Consider the following 14,536-nt stretch of genomic DNA (forward strand, 5'->3'; position numbering starts at 1 on the left):
GCAAGATATGAGCACGGAGCGCCCATGCACCCCTGGCGCTCAGAACGCAATCTGAGTACAGTCTGAGTATGAGCCTTGCTTACCTGGGAGCCGAGCCCGAGTCGGTTTCGTTCACGGATCTGTCGAGAAACCCGAAGGCCGTAGCTGCCCGGGCTGCCGCCCTCGGCGCTCTGCGCGTCACTCATCGGGACGCACCCGACATGGTGCTGACGACTGCCGTGCACGCGGAGCGCACCGAGGAGAACCTCACGACGGCGTCTCGGCTCTTCCTCGCGCTCATGAAGCACGATGACGGAGCCCGGTCGCTACTGCTGGCGCTGCCGGAAGTCTTCCCGTGGGTGCGGCATCTGGACGACGAAGAGATGCGCGCGTTCACCGTGGAACTTCTGGAAGCGCTTTCCGATGCGGCAGAACTGGGTGCCAGGGAAGCCGTGCACCGCGCGCTCGTTTCCTGGCGGGCGACGGCTCGCATCAACTCTGATCCGGATCAGCTCAAGGAAGCGCTGCGTCCGCTCGACGGGGATGACCTGGGTTCGGTCGAGGTGAGCGGGTGAGCCCGAAGAAGGGCGATCGTGTCAGCGTCCCACCCCTGAGCGGGTGGAATGTGCTCTTCGGGACCACGGAGGCGGTGACGGGTTGGGAGGAACTGCGCCGCGCGGCGCTGCCCAGTGCCCACCGATGCCTGGAAGCGCTGCGCACCGACCCGCTGTCGCGTGACAACTGGAATCGCCAGCATCAGCTCCGCGGAAAACTCGCCACGAAGGAATGGAAGGGATCCGCCCTGGAGCAGTGGGAGTTCGAGGTCACGAGCGGCGGCCGCGTGCGCTACCTGGTCAGCCCGGAAACGGCGACCGTCATTCTGGTCTACGCGTCCACTCAGCACCCCAAGGACACCGAGTAGCTCGTCGTTCCCGTGCGGGACGGGGCCCGGCTGAAATGCCGGGCCCTGTGCCCACACGTCCACCTGGCCGCTCTCAGCGAGCCAGCCGACCGAGGCGGTCCACCGCCTCCTGCAATACAGCCGTTCGCTTGCAGAAGGCCCAGCGGACCTGGGCGGCGCCGGCGGACTTGTCGTCGTAGAACACCTGGTTCGGGATGGCGACCACGCCGCAGCGTTCGGGGAGGGCGCGGCAGAAGGCGAGGCCGTCCTTCTCGCCGAGGGGGGTGATGTCGGTGGTGATGAAGTACGTGCCCTGCGGGCGGAAGACCTCGAAGCCGGCCGCCGCGAGGCCGTCGGCGAGGATGTCGCGCTTGGCGGCCAGGTCGGCGCGGAAGGCGTCGTAGTACGTGTCGGGGAGGGCGAGGGCCTCGGCGATCGCGTACTGGAAGGGGCCCGAGGAGACGTAGGTGAGGAACTGCTTCGCCGAGCGGACCGCCGTGACCAGCTCCGGCGGCGCGGTGACCCAGCCGACTCCTCGTTCGTACACTCATTCGCGTGTCGCGCAACAAGCCCACCAGGGGCAACCCCAGCACCAACGTCGCCGGTGAGCCGGCGGCGGTCTACTGCCGCATATCCCAGGCTGACGACGACGACCAGACGGGCGTCGACCGCCAGGAGCGCATCTGCCGGGAGATCGCCGAGCGGCGTGGCCTCGTCATCGGTCCCACCCACGTCTTCGTGGACAACAGCCGCTCGGCCTGGAGTCGCAAGCGGAAGCGGCCCGGCTGGGACCGGCTGCTGGAGGACGCACGGAACCACACCTTCCGGCACATCATCGCCTACCACCCCGACCGGCTCATGAGGCAGCCCAGGGACCTGGAGGAGCTGCTCCAGGTCTCCGACGACCACGCCATCACGCTCCACGGCGAGGCGAACCGGCGGGACCTCTCTGACCCCGACGACCGCTTCATCCTTCGCATCGAGGTCGCGCACGCCTGCCGCTCCTCGGACGACACCTCACGGCGGCTGAAGTCCGCGATGCAGGACCGGGCGCGGGAGGGCAAGCCGCAGGGAGGTGTGCGGCGGTTCGGCTACGCCAAGGACGGCATGACGATCGTCGAGGATGAGGCCGAGATCGTCCGGGAGGTGTTCGACCGCTACCTGAAGGGGGAGGGTCCGGCGCCGATCGCGAAGGACCTGCACAGCCGGGGCATCCACACGGCCTCCGGCAAGGCATGGACGGGCGGCACTGTCCGCGCACTGCTCGACTCCCGGCACGTCGCCGGAATCCGCATGCACCAGGGCGAGGAGATCGGCCCCGGCACGTGGCCCGCGATCATCGACGCGGGCGTGTGGGCGGAGGTGCGGACGCGGCGCGAGTACCGGTCGGCGGTGCACCGGGAGGCGCTCAGCAAGCCCGCACAGCGCTACTACCTGCTGCGCGGGCTGGTCATGTGCGGACGGTGCGGGACGCTGATGTCCGGCAACCCCAAGGGGACCGGGCCGGTCTACCAGTGCAACCGCCGGGGTCGGAACGATGACAAGAAGTGCACGCGGTCGATCACCGCCCAGACGCTGGAGGACTTCGTCGTGGACGCGGCGGTCGAGCTGCTCGGCAAGCTGCGGGTGGACGGTCGGCTCGCCAGCAGCAACCTCTCCGAGAGCGTGGCCGAGGAGCTGGAGGACGACCAGCGGCAGCTCGACGAGCTGAACCAGATGTGGACCGCGAAGGAGATCTCCACGGCGGAGTACCGCAAGATGCGCAAGGAGATCACCGACCGCATCGCCAAGGCCCAACGCAAGGTCGTCGTCCGCCCGATGGTGCTCCTGGACGGCCTCACGGGCGCGGGCGCGCGGGCCGCCTGGGACGCCGAGGACATGACGGACGAGCGGCGCAACGCGGTGCTGCGGTTCCTCTTCTCCGGGATCGTCATCGACCAGCCGAAGAAGTTCGGCCGGTACATGGACTGGGACCGGATCGGCATCGAGCAGAACCCGCTGTAGGGGGTCGGCGTCGGTGGAATCCGACCTGCTGGCCGGGGCGATGCAGGGCGCAACATAGCCGACGATCCCCGGTTAGGGAAACCGGGGATTCTCCGGACCATGGACGTCCCCAGCCACCCCGCCGACGCTCGCCGCGCAGGCGGGCCGCCGACCGAAAGCCGCCCTGAGGACGTCCATGCCCCAACACCAGCCGGCACCCGCCGCCATCCAGCCCGTCAGCACCCCTGAGGGAGCGCACGGCCACTATCAGAAGGCGGCCAGGGCTGCCGCTCTCCAGCGCGTATGCGCGGGGTTCACGACGACGATCAGCCCACAGAGCGCCGCGCGGCTCGCGGACTTGCTCTCCACCGCGACCTACGTCCAGGCGGCCTGACCGGAGCCGGAGGAACGGTCGCGCCCCGTCGGCGGGTCCGAGGACGGCCGGCACCAGCTCTCAGGGCGGTCCTGTAGTCGCCATCAACCGGCATCAGCGCACCGGCTGGCGGCTTCGGATACGCCGTCAAGGACGCGTTCGCCGTGAGCTGTGTGGTTTCTCGGTCGAATGCTGGATCTTCGCGCGCGGGTGTGGCTGTCTTGGTGTTCCGCCCGGAGCGCTGACCTGCGCGAACAGAAACCCCAGCGCGCCCCGGGCCAAGGAATCACCCGTGGCCGGGCCTAATCGCCCCGCGCCCTCGCGGCCCTCACCGACACGTCCGGCATCGGGGACCGCGCCCCACTCCCACTCTGTGCACCGCCCGAAGAGGGCCCGTCGCACCCGCCTGCCCTGATGAAGGAGCCGCCACCCGATGAGCTACGACGCCCGCGAATGGGTGTGGGACCACAGCAGCAGCAAGGGCACCGCCCGCATGGTCCTCGCCCTGATCGCCGACCGGTGCCTCGATCGCCGCTGCATCGCGTACGCATCCGTGCCCACACTCATGAAGCGCGCGAACGCCTCCCGTACGGCCGTGCGCGACGCCCTCACGAATCTGATCGCCAGCGGGGAGCTGACGCAGCTCGTGGGCCGCAAGGGGCCGCGCGGAGAGACGTACTACCACCTCCCGATGGCCGCCTCCTGCCTCACCGACCAAGCTGCCGAGGGGGACTGGAACCCGACCCCTCAGGGGGATCGGATTCCGACCCTCGGTGGCCCGGAATCCGACCCTGCCGACGCCTTCGAAGGGGGACCGGACAACGGCCCCGAGGACCAGATTCCGACCCCCGGGGGGACCGGTTTCCGGCCCTCTGGGAGCACGGATTCCGACCCCCAGAACGGTAGTGAACCGAAGGAGAACGGTAAGAGCAGCAGCTCTGCCTCCCTCATCACCGCCGCCCAGTGGGAGATCGACGACGCCACCCGTGTCTGGCTGCGGCACCAAGGGCACCTCGCCCGAGTCGGCGAGCACGGCCTGCGGGCGGCCGACGAGAAGTGGCGCTCCTACCGGGCGACGTGGGGGCCCCGCCCCGCCGCCGCGTGGGGTGCCGACTGGCGCGCATGGATCGCCCGGGAACGCACCCCCACCCCGGAACGGCCGCACCTGCGAGCCCTGCCCGGCGCCGCCGCCCCACTCGCGGGCGGCATGACCCGCGCCGAAGCGCACACCGCCGCCCTCCTCGCGGCCCTCGACGAACCGACAGGAATGGAGTAACCCACCCCCTTGGAACGACGCGAAGTCGCCGCTGTCCTCGCTTACATCGGCCGCCTGGACTCCCGCACGATCCGTACCGACCCAGGCGAGGCCCGCGACCAGCTCGCCCAGTGGCACGAACTGCTCCACGACGTACCCTTCGCCACCGACCACGGCTGGGACGTCCGCGACGCGATACGGGCACACGTCCTCGACACGCCCTACTCGATCCTCCCCGTGGACGTCGCACGTAAATGGCGCATGTACCGCCGCGATCGACTCGACCGGCACACCGACCCCACGCCAACCGCCGACCCGGACGACCCTGCCGCGTGGCGGGCCGAGCTGCTCGGCACCCGGCAGGCCGTGGCCATCGGAACGGCCGCGCCCTCGACGCACCGACAGCTCACCAGCGGCGGCCCGCACCTCGGCGTAGAGGACCGCCTGCGCGCCATCGGGTCATGCGTCCCGCCGACCATCAGCACCGCGCTGGCCCCCTACCGTCCGGCCCGTGCCGCACGCGAGGCCGCCGTCGCAGCGGGGCAGCCCGACGCCTTGAGCGTCCGGTGCCAGTGGTGCCACGCCCGCGAGGGCGAACCCTGCCGAAGCCGACGGGTGGGCCCCGACGGCCGAGCCCGAGGCAACGCGCCCCGCCCCACGCCCCACCCGACGCGCCTCGACCTCGCCGCCGCGGAACTCACCCGACAGGGAGCTGCATGACCTTCCCCCTCGAACCCTCGTCCCTGCTGGCGATCGGCACGCCGTTGCTCGCCGCCACGCTGCTGGCCGGATGGTTCATCCGGCGAAGCTGGACCCGTACGGGTGGCAGGGGGCCCGGCACTCCCGCAGTCAAGGTCGCGGCCCTGGCAGCGGTCGGCTGCACCGCGTACAGCGCGGACACGAGTTGGCGCTTCGCCGCCGACTACCTGGACATGGGTAGCACCGTCGAGCGCGCCTTCATGTTCGCCACCGCCGAGCTGGCCCTGTTCGCCACCGCGCTGATGGCGCGCCAGAACCTCAACGGGCCCGCACGCGCGCCGGGCGTGCCCGGCGTCCTGGTGTGGGTGATCACCGGAGTGCAGATCATCCCCGCCTACGCCGAGTTCGGGCTCGTCGGCGGCACTGTGCGCGCCTTCATAGGCCCGGTCATGGCGGCGATGCTGTGGCACCTGGCCATGGGCATCGAGCTGCGTCACCGCACACCCCAGGCCGCCTCGCGCGGTCTGACCGCCGTCCTCGTCCGGCAGACGCGAGAACGGCTGCTGGCCCGGCTGAGCATCGCCGACCAGGACGCGGACGCTGCCCGGCTCATCCGCGAGCGCGCCCTGAGCGACGCCGTCACTCTGATCCTCCGCTCCGAAGCGATGACCGACGGGCAACGTGGCACGCGGCGGGGCCGACGCCTGTCCCAACGCCTGCACGAGGCGCTGGAGCGGGCAGACGTCGACGGGGATCAACTCCAGGACGAGTTGCTGCTGCGCAAGCTCGCCACCCGCAAGCAGGCTCTCGACCTCGCCTCCATCACGCTGCCCCCGCGCTGGCTCCCCCCGGCCTCGAACACCGCCGGCGGTTCCGGGCAGAGGCGTCCGCGTGGAGGCTCTCCGAAGCGGGCGAAGGTGACGGGCGAGCTGCCCGCATCCGATTCGGGCGACGAGGACGCTCACCGGGCAGCCCGCCCGGAATCCATTCGCCCGGAACCAGGCAGCCGTCCCGGCCCGAGTGCGGAGCGCCCGCAACAGCCCGCCCCCGCACCCGCCAGCCCGGAACCGGAAGCGGGCGGCGGACCCGGAGCTGATCCGGGCAAGGCCACGAAGCCGAAGCAGCAGGGACGGAAGCCCGAACTGCCGTGGGACGTCCTCGTCGCCTACGCCCATCGCGTCCATCAGGAGACCGGGCGCCTCTCACGCGACCGTCTGGAAGACGCGGTGCGCGCCGACGGTCACAGCATCGCCAGCGACCGCGCTGCCGAGGTCACCCGCGCCGTCAAGGCCGAGCTGAAGACCGCTCGCGCCAACCATCCCCACTGAGAGAGCCCACGTCGGCTGCCCGCACCTCTCATCACCCACGCACCATGAGAAAGGTCCCTGATGTACGAGAACCTCACCCCCGCGCCCACCGACAAGCAGCAGGAACAGGCCACCCCAGCCCACAGCGGAGCAAGTTGTACCGGGAGCAATGCTCCCGGAGTTCCCGCCCCGGGGGTGGCGGGAACGGTCCTGCGCCAGGGGGCGCCGGACCGGCAGGCTGCGACCGAGGGCGGACCGCAGCCTGGAGGGGGACGGCAGGCCGAGCCCTTTTCGCAGCGGCGTCAGCGCGCCCGTCAGCCGAAGCCCCACAAGCGCCTGCACCAGCCCAGCTGCCGCATGAACGACGCCGAGTACAAGCGCTTCACCGACGCAGCCGCTCAGTGCCAGATGACCAACGCCGCGTTCCTCGCCTACGCCGTCGACAAGGCCGCCCGCGACCTGACCCGCACCGCCGCCGAGATCGCCACCGAACGGGAAGTCATCGGTGAGCTGTTCGCCGCCCGTCGACACCTGGGTCGCATCCACGGCCTGTTCAACCAGGTCGCCAAGGCCCTCAACTCCGGCGCCGACGCAACCCACCTCGATGCCACCGCCCAGGCCGTCCTGCGCGCGGCCCGTCGCATGGAGAATGCCACCGATGCTCTGCTCGCCCATCGGGACGGCGGTGCCCCAGCGTGATCCCCCGCATTCACAAGCGGGGCAGCGAGACGATCGGGCTGATCCGCTACCTGTACGGCCCCGGCACCCACGAGGAGCACACCGACCCGCACCTGGTGGCCGCCTTCGACCCGCTCATCCCCGACCCGGGCCGCGACCCGCAGGCCACCTACGGGCAGCTCCAGCGGCTGCTCGACCAGCCTGTCAACGCCCTGCCCGCAGGCCGGCGGCCCAAGAGGCATGTGTGGCACCTGTCCGTACGTGCCAGCCCCGAAGACCCGATCCTGTCCGACGACGACTGGGCCGCCATAGCCCGCCGCATGGTCGCCGCCACCGGCATTGCTTCCGACGGCGACGATGCCGCATGCCGGTGGGCGGCCGTCCGCCACGCCGACGACCACATCCACATCATCGCCACCCTGGTCCGCGACGACGGCCGACGGCCCCGCCTGCACAACGAGGCCCGTCGCGCCCAAGCCGAGGCCCGCGCCATCGAGGCCGACTACGGCTTGCGCCGAATCAAGCCGGGCGATGGCACCGCTGCCAAGCGGCCCACCAGCGCCGAGCGCCACAAGGCCGAACGCCGCGGTCGGCAGCGCACCCCGCGCGAGGAGCTGCGGGAAGAGGTCCGTCGCTCGGCGGCCGGCACGGCGGGCGAGGAGGAATTCTTCGACCGCCTCACCGCAGCCGGCCTGCTCGTCCGGCGCCGTATCGCGCCGTCGGGCGACACTCTCGGCTACACCGTCGCCCTGCCCGGCGACCGCAATGCCAAGGGCGAGCCGATCTTCTACTCCGGCTCGAAGCTCGCCCCGGACCTCTCCCTGCCCCGCATCCGCGAACGCTGGACCCCAACCTCGGACGACGCCACCCAGCAGCCGGCCCTGCCGTCGGTCACCGGGCCAGCCTCCGCACGCCGGCGCGCCACTACCGCCGCCTGGCAGGCGCTGCTCGTCGTCGACCAGGGCGAGGACGGCGTCATTGCCGCGCAGGTCGCCGCCACCGGGGAAGTCCTCGACGCCCTCGCCCAGACCTCCGCCGCCCACACCCGTCACGAACTACAGGCAGCCGCCACCGTGTTCGAACGGGCCTCCCGCTCTCATGTCCGCGCCGCACGCGGCCACGATCACGCCCTGCGCCAAGCCGCCCGTGACCTCGTCCACAGCGGCCCGGCCCTCGGCCGAGGCGAGGACGGCGCCACCACGGCCATGGTCATCGACATGCTGTTCTTCCTGATCACCGCCGCCGCCCACTGGCACGCCAGGAAACAGCACGCACAGCAGGCCGAAGCCGCCCACCGGGCCGCCACACACCTACGCGCCGCCTACCCGGCCGCCGCCGACCGCCCCATGGCCCTGCTCCACCAGCAGGGCAGCCGCCTGGCCCCCTCATGGCAACACCACCACGCCACCACCGTCCGCCAAGCCCTGCCCGCACTAGCCGACCGGATCCTCGCCGAACCCGGCTGGCCCGCCCTCGCGGCCACCCTCCACGAAGCCCGAATCACCGGCCACGACCCCACCACCCTGCTCACCCGGGCAGCCGCCCGACGGGAATTGGACACAGCGGAACGGGCGAGTGACGTACTCGTATGGCGGCTGCGACGGATGGCCGACCTCCCCGCCGATCCCCGGAACTCCCAGGACCGACGAGCTGGCGGCGCCCTCGCCGCCCCCGCGCCAGGACACTCCGCCCACATCGGAACCAGGCCCGCGAACATTTCCCCGCGTCGGCGCTGAACCGCAAAGCCGAGCCGGGGAATATAACCGACGATCGCCGGTTAGCCTAACCGGCGGTTCTCCGGACCATAGACGCATCGGTATTCGTCTCGTCCCTCTTGAAGGAGAACCTCTATGCCCGATTCCACCCCTCGCCCCCACGTCATGGCGCTGCTTTTCGACATGGACTTCAAGGGTCCGAAGGATTCCCTGGTCTTCCGCCATCTCGATGGACGCCTCTTCACCAAGGAGGAGCAGGCCATCGCCCGTGGCGCAACCATCGAAGAACTCCAGGCCGCCGGCGCCCACGTCGACAACCCCGATACCGAAGCCGAAGCAGATGAAGCCATAGTGAAGCTGGCCGAGCTGCTGTTCAAGTACGTCATCCCGAACCGCAAGGTCCTCATCCCCTTCATGACCCACGAGGACATGCTGGAGTACGGCCGGTTGGAGAGCATCGCCGTCGCGGGTGTCGAAACGAAGGATTGATCACGAAAAAGGCACCAGATAAAAGAATCGACGGCCGGTGACCGGGAGCGCTACCTGCCACCGGCCGTACCCCTCTGCCTGCGACCGAGCTGTACTGCTTGTGGCGGCTTCAGCATCATGGGCGGATGACGTACAGCGATGCCGACCTGAACGCCCTCCTACATCGCTTGGACGATCCGGAGCTGGTGGAGCATCCGCCTGGCTACGACCACGTGGCGACGCGAGCGCTGTTCGAACAACTGGTAGCCAAGCTGGACACCGACTTCGATACCCGCTGCACGGCCGATCGCCAGGTGCAGGACGCGAGCCTGCATGCCAGGGTTGAGGTGCCTGCGGAGGCCACGGTGTGCGGGGAGCGGATCGTCGTCTCGGTAAGCAACTTCGGATCGATGGCGGTCGTGGCCGCAGAGAACCCGGGCGTCTACTCCGACACCGAGGAGGCGGTAGAAGCAGGCGCGCTCGACATCACCGACCTACGGACAGTCGAACGCGCTCTCACAGACCTGGGTTACGTACCGGTCCCCGAGCGCCTGCTCACCCGACCGTACGACGGCCTGAGCCCCCTGACCTCGTACCGTCCCGGCGAGCGAGTCGACTGGTGGATTCGGTACTTCGACTACATCTAAACATTCGGCCCGAGAGACAGCCGTGCGAGGTGGGGAAGCCGTCGGTGCATCTCCTCGGTGTCGTCGAAGTCGAAGTCCTCGCCCATGTCGGCTTCCGTGCCTACGTGTTCATCGGCCGGCTTGTACTCGGCCCAGGCTTCGTAGAAGGCGTCCGAGTCTCCGGTGAGGAGCTCGAACGCGCCGCCGGCCACGTAGTTCATCTCCTCGTAGAACAGGGCCTCGTCGCGGTGATCCTGTATCGCTTCCACCACGGCAGGGTGGCCGGCAAGGCTGTCCGGCTCGGCGGCGACCCGCTCGTACCACTCGCGGCCCAGGGCGATCACCCCGGCCCGGAAGTCGATGAAGCTGTCGTCAGAGCACCCTCCGCCGATGAGGTACGCGGCGGCCCAGATGCCCCATCGGTACAGACCGTCATGTACCTCGTCGAACCGCTCCGCATACTCCAGGATCTCCTGGGGTGAGCGTTCGGCGAGCAGCCCCACCAGCACCTCGTCGAGGGGCTTGCCGACGACGGTCGCGGAAGAACGAGCAGATTCGATGAGCTGCCAGAACCGGTCGATGTCCATGGCCGGCACTCTGCCATCTCTGTATGACACCGCCGGTGAGAGTTCTCCTCTCCGCCCGGCCGGGTACGTCCTTCGCATCTCTCCCGCCCGCCAGCGGCGGGAAGCCAGACGTCTACTGCGGTGAGTGTGACGGCGGCGGTGAAACCTGCTGCACCAGCAACACGCCCCTTACGTCTCAAGAAACGTCGGCCCTGCAGGGTTCAACCAAGCAGAGCCTCGTCGAGGTAGTCCTGCACCGGATCGAACAGCCCGTACGGCACGTACTGCGGAATCTCGCTGTGCGCGGCCCAGGTCAGGCCGGCCACTTCGCCCTCGCTCGCGATGATCGCCTCGCCACCGACGGGACGGCATGCGACGTAGTGGATCTCCCTGCCCGTCATGGGGTGCACCCGTTGTCCCAGTGCTCTCTGCGGGGTGACGAGGAGTCCGGTCTCTTCCTCGGTCTCACGTGCTGCGGCTTCTGCCGGGGTCTCCTCCGGTTCGATCTTCCCGGCCGGGAACTGCCACGAGAGTGCGCCTTCCGCCACACGCCGTCGTACGAGAAGAACCCGCCCCTCCTGAACGATGACGGCTGCGGCGACCGCCGCCTTGCCCCGACTGGTCATAGAGGTTCCCTTCCGAACGCCGTCGCCGCCCCGTATGCCTCAGCCCTCAGAGAGCAGTTCCCTGGCCGCGTAGTAGGCGTGGAGGGCGGCCTCGCTTCCGGAGCCCAGGGCGGTCATGATCCGTTGGAAGCGGGCGGAGCGGAGGTCGCCGGCCACGATGACGCGGGGGTGCTGGTCGGTGGGCGGGCAGTATCCGTCCGTGCCGCGGGTCAGGTCTCCGGGTGGGGCGGTGGGCGCGTTGCCGATGCTGAGGTAGGCGGCGTCCGCCGTGATCGCCCGCCGGACGCCGCCCTGGTCCACCGCTTCCGCGCCTTCCCCGCAGGTCAGCATCAGGTGCTCGACGGGGAGGAGGGTGACGCGGGGGTCCTCGCGGATCTCCTCGATCTTGTACGCGTCGGTCGCCGGGTACGCCACGAGCAGGCGGGTGTCGGTGGTCGGGTGGGCGCGCAGGAAGGTGCCGATCGGGCGGTCGCCGCCGAGGACGAGGAGGGTGCGGCCCTCGGCGTCGTCCGCCTCGGCCTGCCAGAGCGGGGGCAGGGTCAGGCCCTCGGGGGCGGTGATCCAGGCGGCATCGCGGGGCTGGAGGGGACCGACGCCGGTGGCGACGATGGCGTACGGGGCGGTGAGACGACTGCCGGTGTCCACCGTGGCGGTCACCCGGTCGTCGTCGGCGTGGAGTGCGGTGACGTGCCGGCCGAGTTCGAGACGGCACAGCTCCGTGCTCTTCAGTTCCGCGACGATGGAGTCGGCGAGCTCGGGGCCGCTGGTGTAGCCGCCGAGGACGTTGTTCAGGGCCGGGATCCGGTAGAGGTTGCGGCACAGCTGGTCCGGCTCGATCAGGATCGAGCGCATGCCGACACTGGCGGCCATGCGAGCGGCGGCGCAGCCGGCCGGGCCGCCGCCAATGATGATCAGGTCGGTGTCGTACAGCGTGTCGGCCATGGGGCTATTCCAGCACCGGGGTCCTTGCGTACGCAGTGAGTTGGCTCATCACGTGGTCGCTGGTGACGAGTTGGCCGGTTCCGATCAGGCGGCGTGCGACGACGAGGCCGGCCTCGTGGACGTCCGGACCGGCGTCGCTCGCGGAGGCGTCGGTGACGATCCAGGGCGCGTAGCCGTGCTCGAAGGCGTCGGCGGCGGACTTCAGGACGCAGCTCTCGGTGGCGATCCCACAGAAGACGAGGTCGGTCCAGCCGGCCCGGCGGATCAGTTCGGCGGCCTCCGGAGTGAGGAGCGTGTACCCGGTCTTGTCGACGACCGCGTGTGCGCGGGCGGCAGCCTCGGCGAGCTCGGGGACGATGTCGGTCTCGGGCGCTTCCTGGAGTCGGCGCCACTGAAAGAAGCGCTCGTAGGGGCTGTCCGGATAGTTGAAGTACCGGGTGAAGATCACGGGTCGGCCGGCGGCGGACCACTGGGCGACCAGGTCGGAGACCGCGGGCACGGCGTGGCGGCTGTGGTGGTTCACGAAGCCGTTCTGCATGTCGATCACGACCAGTGCGGCGCTGTCGATGTCCATCCGCTGTCTCTCCTGCCCCGTGTTCTCAGCCGACGCTCTCGCGCAGAGCGTCCTGTGCAGCGCGCAGCCTTTCAGCCAGACCGCTGGTCTTCATGATGGCCTCCCGCATGAGGACGTGCTGCGCGGTCTCCTGGGCGCGGGCGGTGGTGAGCCGGGAGGAGGCGGCGCGCAGGAAGCGCCAGCCGTACTGCTCCGGCATGGAGGGATCCTGGCCGTCCTCGATCATCTGCTGGACCTGGCGGGTGAAGCACCACAGGGCCTGGACGGTCAGCTCGCAGGCGACCAGCTCGTCGACGGTGAGGCCGCGCTCGCGGGAGTGGGAGGCGTAGGCGACGCCGGACCAGCCGGCGTATCCGGTGGAGACTCCCCGTACGCCGAAGGACACGATGTCCGGGTGGTCGAAGCCGGTGGCGAGGAGCGATGTCTCGACCGTGCCGTCCAGCGGCGTGGGCCCGCCCGGAGCACCGCGGTCGACCAAGACCGAGGGCGTGGATAGCAGGCGCAGGGCGGTGTCGTAGGCGTCTCCGGCCCAGGGTGCGGAGGTGAGCCAGTACAGGGAGAGGACGTACTCGGGGTTGGGGACGCGGTCGTGGTCTTCGTCCAGGAGGTCGCGGAGCTTGTTCCGTGCCCAGGGCAGGTCGGAGGCGTACGAGCGGTAGCGCCAGACGGCAAGGTCGGTGAGCGCGGGAGGCTCGTGCGGTTGGACGAGGTGGAAGACGGCGGCCCCGCATGCGAAGACGTGCAGGACGCAGTCCTGCGCTTCGGGGTGGTTCACGCGGACCGAAGAGGACTCTAGCCACTGGTCGCCCGCGCTCGGCGTCATGTGTGCGCGGAGCCGGTCGGCGCGCTCGGCACCGATGAACACCGGCAGGAACTTGTGGGAGTCGACTCCGATCCGGCCTGTCACGGGTGGAGCAGCGCCGTTCGTTCCCAGTGCTGCCGCGAACCGGGCCTTCACGTCGTCCGACGCGCGGCCGAGCGCGGTGTCGAGAACGGCCTGGGATTCACCACGAGGCTGATAACTCGCGCCGCCGCCTTCCCAGTTCGACACGGTCCGGTCGCTTACACCCAGGTAGGCGGCGAAGTCCCGCAGGCTCATGCGCAGGGCCTCGCGTAACAGCCGGGCTTCCCGGCCGGACCATCGCTGCACCGTGACCACCGTCGTACCCCCTGTCCGTCACCCGGTGGAACGCCGAAACGGCCAGCGTAGTCAGCCTCCTTCAGCAGTGGTGCGGCATTGCTGCAGCACGTGTACGTCACACGCCGTCACCTACCTGCACCATGCTGAGTTCATCGGTTCGGGGAGGCGCCGGCCGCGACGAGACAGCCCTCCGCCCGTTCTTCCCTGCACCACCACCAGAAGGAGCAAACGGCATGACCGACATCGTCAAGCGCAACGCCCGCGCGATCCTCCTCGACGGCGACGAGCTCATCCTCATCAAGCGCACCAAGCCCGGAAGGGACCCGTACTGGGTGACCGTCGGCGGAGGGGTCGAGGCGGACGACGCGACCATCGAGGCGGCCCTGCACCGCGAGGTGTTCGAGGAGCTGGGCGGCAAACTGGAGCGCGCCGAAATGGTCCACCTGATCACCGACGAGCTGGAGGGCGGCGTCGGCGTGCAGCACATCTTCGCCGCGCGCCTGGAGTCGATGGACCTGGCCGCGCGGACGGGGACGGAGTTCGCCAAGCCGGAGCGGGGCGGGTACGAGGTGGTCCGGGTGCCGTTCACTGCCGAGGCCGTCCGCGAGCTGAACCTGATGCCACCGGAGCTCGCCGACTTCATCGCCGCGAACGCGGACGCGATCGCCTCCGTCCTCGACACCCCGATCCGCGAGGCGTGAGC

General features: G+C 70.0%; 17 protein-coding genes and 1 pseudogene. 12 read left to right on the top strand and 6 right to left on the bottom strand.

The window, feature by feature from the left end; translation table 11 throughout:
• Positions 1 to 68 precede the first annotated feature (68 nt).
• The gene (locus OG332_RS23260) at positions 69 to 554 is read left to right on the top strand and encodes a prevent-host-death family protein (RefSeq protein ID WP_266499082.1); all 486 of its coding nucleotides are present in this window, start codon (positions 69 to 71) and stop codon (positions 552 to 554) included.
• Positions 551 to 901: a hypothetical protein gene (locus OG332_RS23265; RefSeq protein ID WP_327415280.1), complete on the top strand. Its 351-nt coding sequence runs from the start codon at positions 551 to 553 to the stop codon at positions 899 to 901. Before OG332_RS23260 ends, OG332_RS23265 begins: the two co-directional genes overlap by 4 nt.
• Positions 902 to 974: 73 nt before the next feature.
• Here the strand turns inward: OG332_RS23265 and OG332_RS23270 are convergent.
• Positions 975 to 1,412: pseudogene (locus tag OG332_RS23270) on the bottom strand (aminotransferase class I/II-fold pyridoxal phosphate-dependent enzyme); the annotation flags it as partial.
• A gap of 23 nt (positions 1,413 to 1,435) precedes the next feature.
• Between OG332_RS23270 and OG332_RS23275 the strand changes: the two are divergent.
• The 9 genes from OG332_RS23275 (at position 1,436) to OG332_RS23315 (ending at position 10,005) form a co-directional block, all read left to right on the top strand.
• Positions 1,436 to 2,884 (top strand): recombinase family protein, encoded by a 1,449-nt coding sequence (locus OG332_RS23275; protein ID WP_327415281.1) that lies wholly within the window; start codon positions 1,436 to 1,438, stop codon positions 2,882 to 2,884.
• Positions 2,885 to 3,059: 175 nt separating this feature from the next.
• Entirely contained in the window at positions 3,060 to 3,257 is a 198-nt protein-coding gene (locus OG332_RS23280) for a hypothetical protein (RefSeq protein ID WP_327415282.1), read from the top strand.
• A gap of 412 nt (positions 3,258 to 3,669) precedes the next feature.
• Complete coding sequence (locus OG332_RS23285) at positions 3,670 to 4,512, top strand: helix-turn-helix domain-containing protein (protein ID WP_327415283.1); 843 nt, start codon at positions 3,670 to 3,672, stop codon at positions 4,510 to 4,512.
• 9 nt (positions 4,513 to 4,521) lie between these two features.
• Positions 4,522 to 5,211, top strand: coding sequence for a zinc finger domain-containing protein (locus OG332_RS23290; protein WP_327415284.1), 690 nt, complete (start codon positions 4,522 to 4,524; stop codon positions 5,209 to 5,211).
• Positions 5,208 to 6,518, top strand: coding sequence for a hypothetical protein (locus OG332_RS23295; protein WP_327415285.1), 1,311 nt, complete (start codon positions 5,208 to 5,210; stop codon positions 6,516 to 6,518). Before OG332_RS23290 ends, OG332_RS23295 begins: the two co-directional genes overlap by 4 nt.
• A 336-nt stretch (positions 6,519 to 6,854) precedes the next feature.
• Positions 6,855 to 7,196, top strand: a complete 342-nt coding sequence (locus OG332_RS23300) for a plasmid mobilization relaxosome protein MobC (protein WP_327419350.1) — start codon at positions 6,855 to 6,857, stop codon at positions 7,194 to 7,196.
• Positions 7,193 to 8,911 (top strand): relaxase/mobilization nuclease domain-containing protein, encoded by a 1,719-nt coding sequence (locus OG332_RS23305; RefSeq protein WP_327415286.1) that lies wholly within the window; start codon positions 7,193 to 7,195, stop codon positions 8,909 to 8,911. Before OG332_RS23300 ends, OG332_RS23305 begins: the two co-directional genes overlap by 4 nt.
• Before the next feature lie 114 nt (positions 8,912 to 9,025).
• Positions 9,026 to 9,379 carry a hypothetical protein gene (locus OG332_RS23310; protein WP_327415287.1) on the top strand — a complete coding sequence of 118 codons (354 nt, stop codon included), beginning with the start codon at positions 9,026 to 9,028 and terminating at the stop codon, positions 9,377 to 9,379.
• A 125-nt stretch (positions 9,380 to 9,504) separates the two neighbouring features.
• Positions 9,505 to 10,005 (top strand): hypothetical protein, encoded by a 501-nt coding sequence (locus OG332_RS23315; protein ID WP_327415288.1) that lies wholly within the window; start codon positions 9,505 to 9,507, stop codon positions 10,003 to 10,005.
• Here the strand turns inward: OG332_RS23315 and OG332_RS23320 are convergent.
• The 5 genes from OG332_RS23320 to OG332_RS23340 all read right to left on the bottom strand — a co-directional run bounded on the left by OG332_RS23320 (position 10,002) and on the right by OG332_RS23340 (position 13,851).
• Complete coding sequence (locus tag OG332_RS23320; RefSeq protein WP_327415289.1) at positions 10,002 to 10,571, bottom strand: DUF4240 domain-containing protein; 570 nt, start codon at positions 10,569 to 10,571, stop codon at positions 10,002 to 10,004. The two genes, OG332_RS23315 and OG332_RS23320, sit on opposite strands and share 4 nt — an antisense overlap.
• 200 nt (positions 10,572 to 10,771) lie before the next feature.
• Complete coding sequence (locus tag OG332_RS23325; protein ID WP_327415290.1) at positions 10,772 to 11,176, bottom strand: NUDIX hydrolase; 405 nt, start codon at positions 11,174 to 11,176, stop codon at positions 10,772 to 10,774.
• 39 nt (positions 11,177 to 11,215) lie between these two features.
• Positions 11,216 to 12,118 (bottom strand): FAD-dependent oxidoreductase, encoded by a 903-nt coding sequence (locus tag OG332_RS23330; protein ID WP_327415291.1) that lies wholly within the window; start codon positions 12,116 to 12,118, stop codon positions 11,216 to 11,218.
• A 4-nt stretch (positions 12,119 to 12,122) separates the two neighbouring features.
• On the bottom strand, positions 12,123 to 12,692 hold the full coding sequence (locus OG332_RS23335; RefSeq protein WP_327415292.1) for an isochorismatase family cysteine hydrolase: 570 nt from the start codon (positions 12,690 to 12,692) through the stop codon (positions 12,123 to 12,125).
• A 25-nt stretch (positions 12,693 to 12,717) separates the two neighbouring features.
• Positions 12,718 to 13,851, bottom strand: a complete 1,134-nt coding sequence (locus tag OG332_RS23340) for a helix-turn-helix domain-containing protein (protein WP_327415293.1) — start codon at positions 13,849 to 13,851, stop codon at positions 12,718 to 12,720.
• A 215-nt stretch (positions 13,852 to 14,066) separates the two neighbouring features.
• On the opposite strand from OG332_RS23340, the gene OG332_RS23345 reads away from it, so the two are divergent.
• A complete protein-coding gene (locus OG332_RS23345) occupies positions 14,067 to 14,534 on the top strand; it encodes an NUDIX hydrolase (protein WP_327415294.1) in 468 nt (155 codons plus the stop codon).
• The last annotated feature ends 2 nt before the right edge of the window (positions 14,535 to 14,536 follow it).

This window comes from Streptomyces sp. NBC_01233 (assembly GCF_035989305.1).
Classification (GTDB): domain Bacteria; phylum Actinomycetota; class Actinomycetes; order Streptomycetales; family Streptomycetaceae; genus Streptomyces.

Coding starts and splice junctions, on each gene's coding strand:
- OG332_RS23260 (WP_266499082.1), top strand. CDS start 69: ATGAGCCTTGCTTACCTGGGAGCCGAGCCCGAGTCGGTTTCGTTCACG.
- OG332_RS23280 (WP_327415282.1), top strand. CDS start 3,060: ATGCCCCAACACCAGCCGGCACCCGCCGCCATCCAGCCCGTCAGCACC.
- OG332_RS23285 (WP_327415283.1), top strand. CDS start 3,670: ATGAGCTACGACGCCCGCGAATGGGTGTGGGACCACAGCAGCAGCAAG.
- OG332_RS23295 (WP_327415285.1), top strand. CDS start 5,208: ATGACCTTCCCCCTCGAACCCTCGTCCCTGCTGGCGATCGGCACGCCG.
- OG332_RS23300 (WP_327419350.1), top strand. CDS start 6,855: ATGAACGACGCCGAGTACAAGCGCTTCACCGACGCAGCCGCTCAGTGC.
- OG332_RS23310 (WP_327415287.1), top strand. CDS start 9,026: ATGCCCGATTCCACCCCTCGCCCCCACGTCATGGCGCTGCTTTTCGAC.
- OG332_RS23315 (WP_327415288.1), top strand. CDS start 9,505: ATGACGTACAGCGATGCCGACCTGAACGCCCTCCTACATCGCTTGGAC.
- OG332_RS23320 (WP_327415289.1), bottom strand. CDS start 10,571: ATGGACATCGACCGGTTCTGGCAGCTCATCGAATCTGCTCGTTCTTCC.
- OG332_RS23325 (WP_327415290.1), bottom strand. CDS start 11,176: ATGACCAGTCGGGGCAAGGCGGCGGTCGCCGCAGCCGTCATCGTTCAG.
- OG332_RS23330 (WP_327415291.1), bottom strand. CDS start 12,118: ATGGCCGACACGCTGTACGACACCGACCTGATCATCATTGGCGGCGGC.
- OG332_RS23335 (WP_327415292.1), bottom strand. CDS start 12,692: ATGGACATCGACAGCGCCGCACTGGTCGTGATCGACATGCAGAACGGC.
- OG332_RS23345 (WP_327415294.1), top strand. CDS start 14,067: ATGACCGACATCGTCAAGCGCAACGCCCGCGCGATCCTCCTCGACGGC.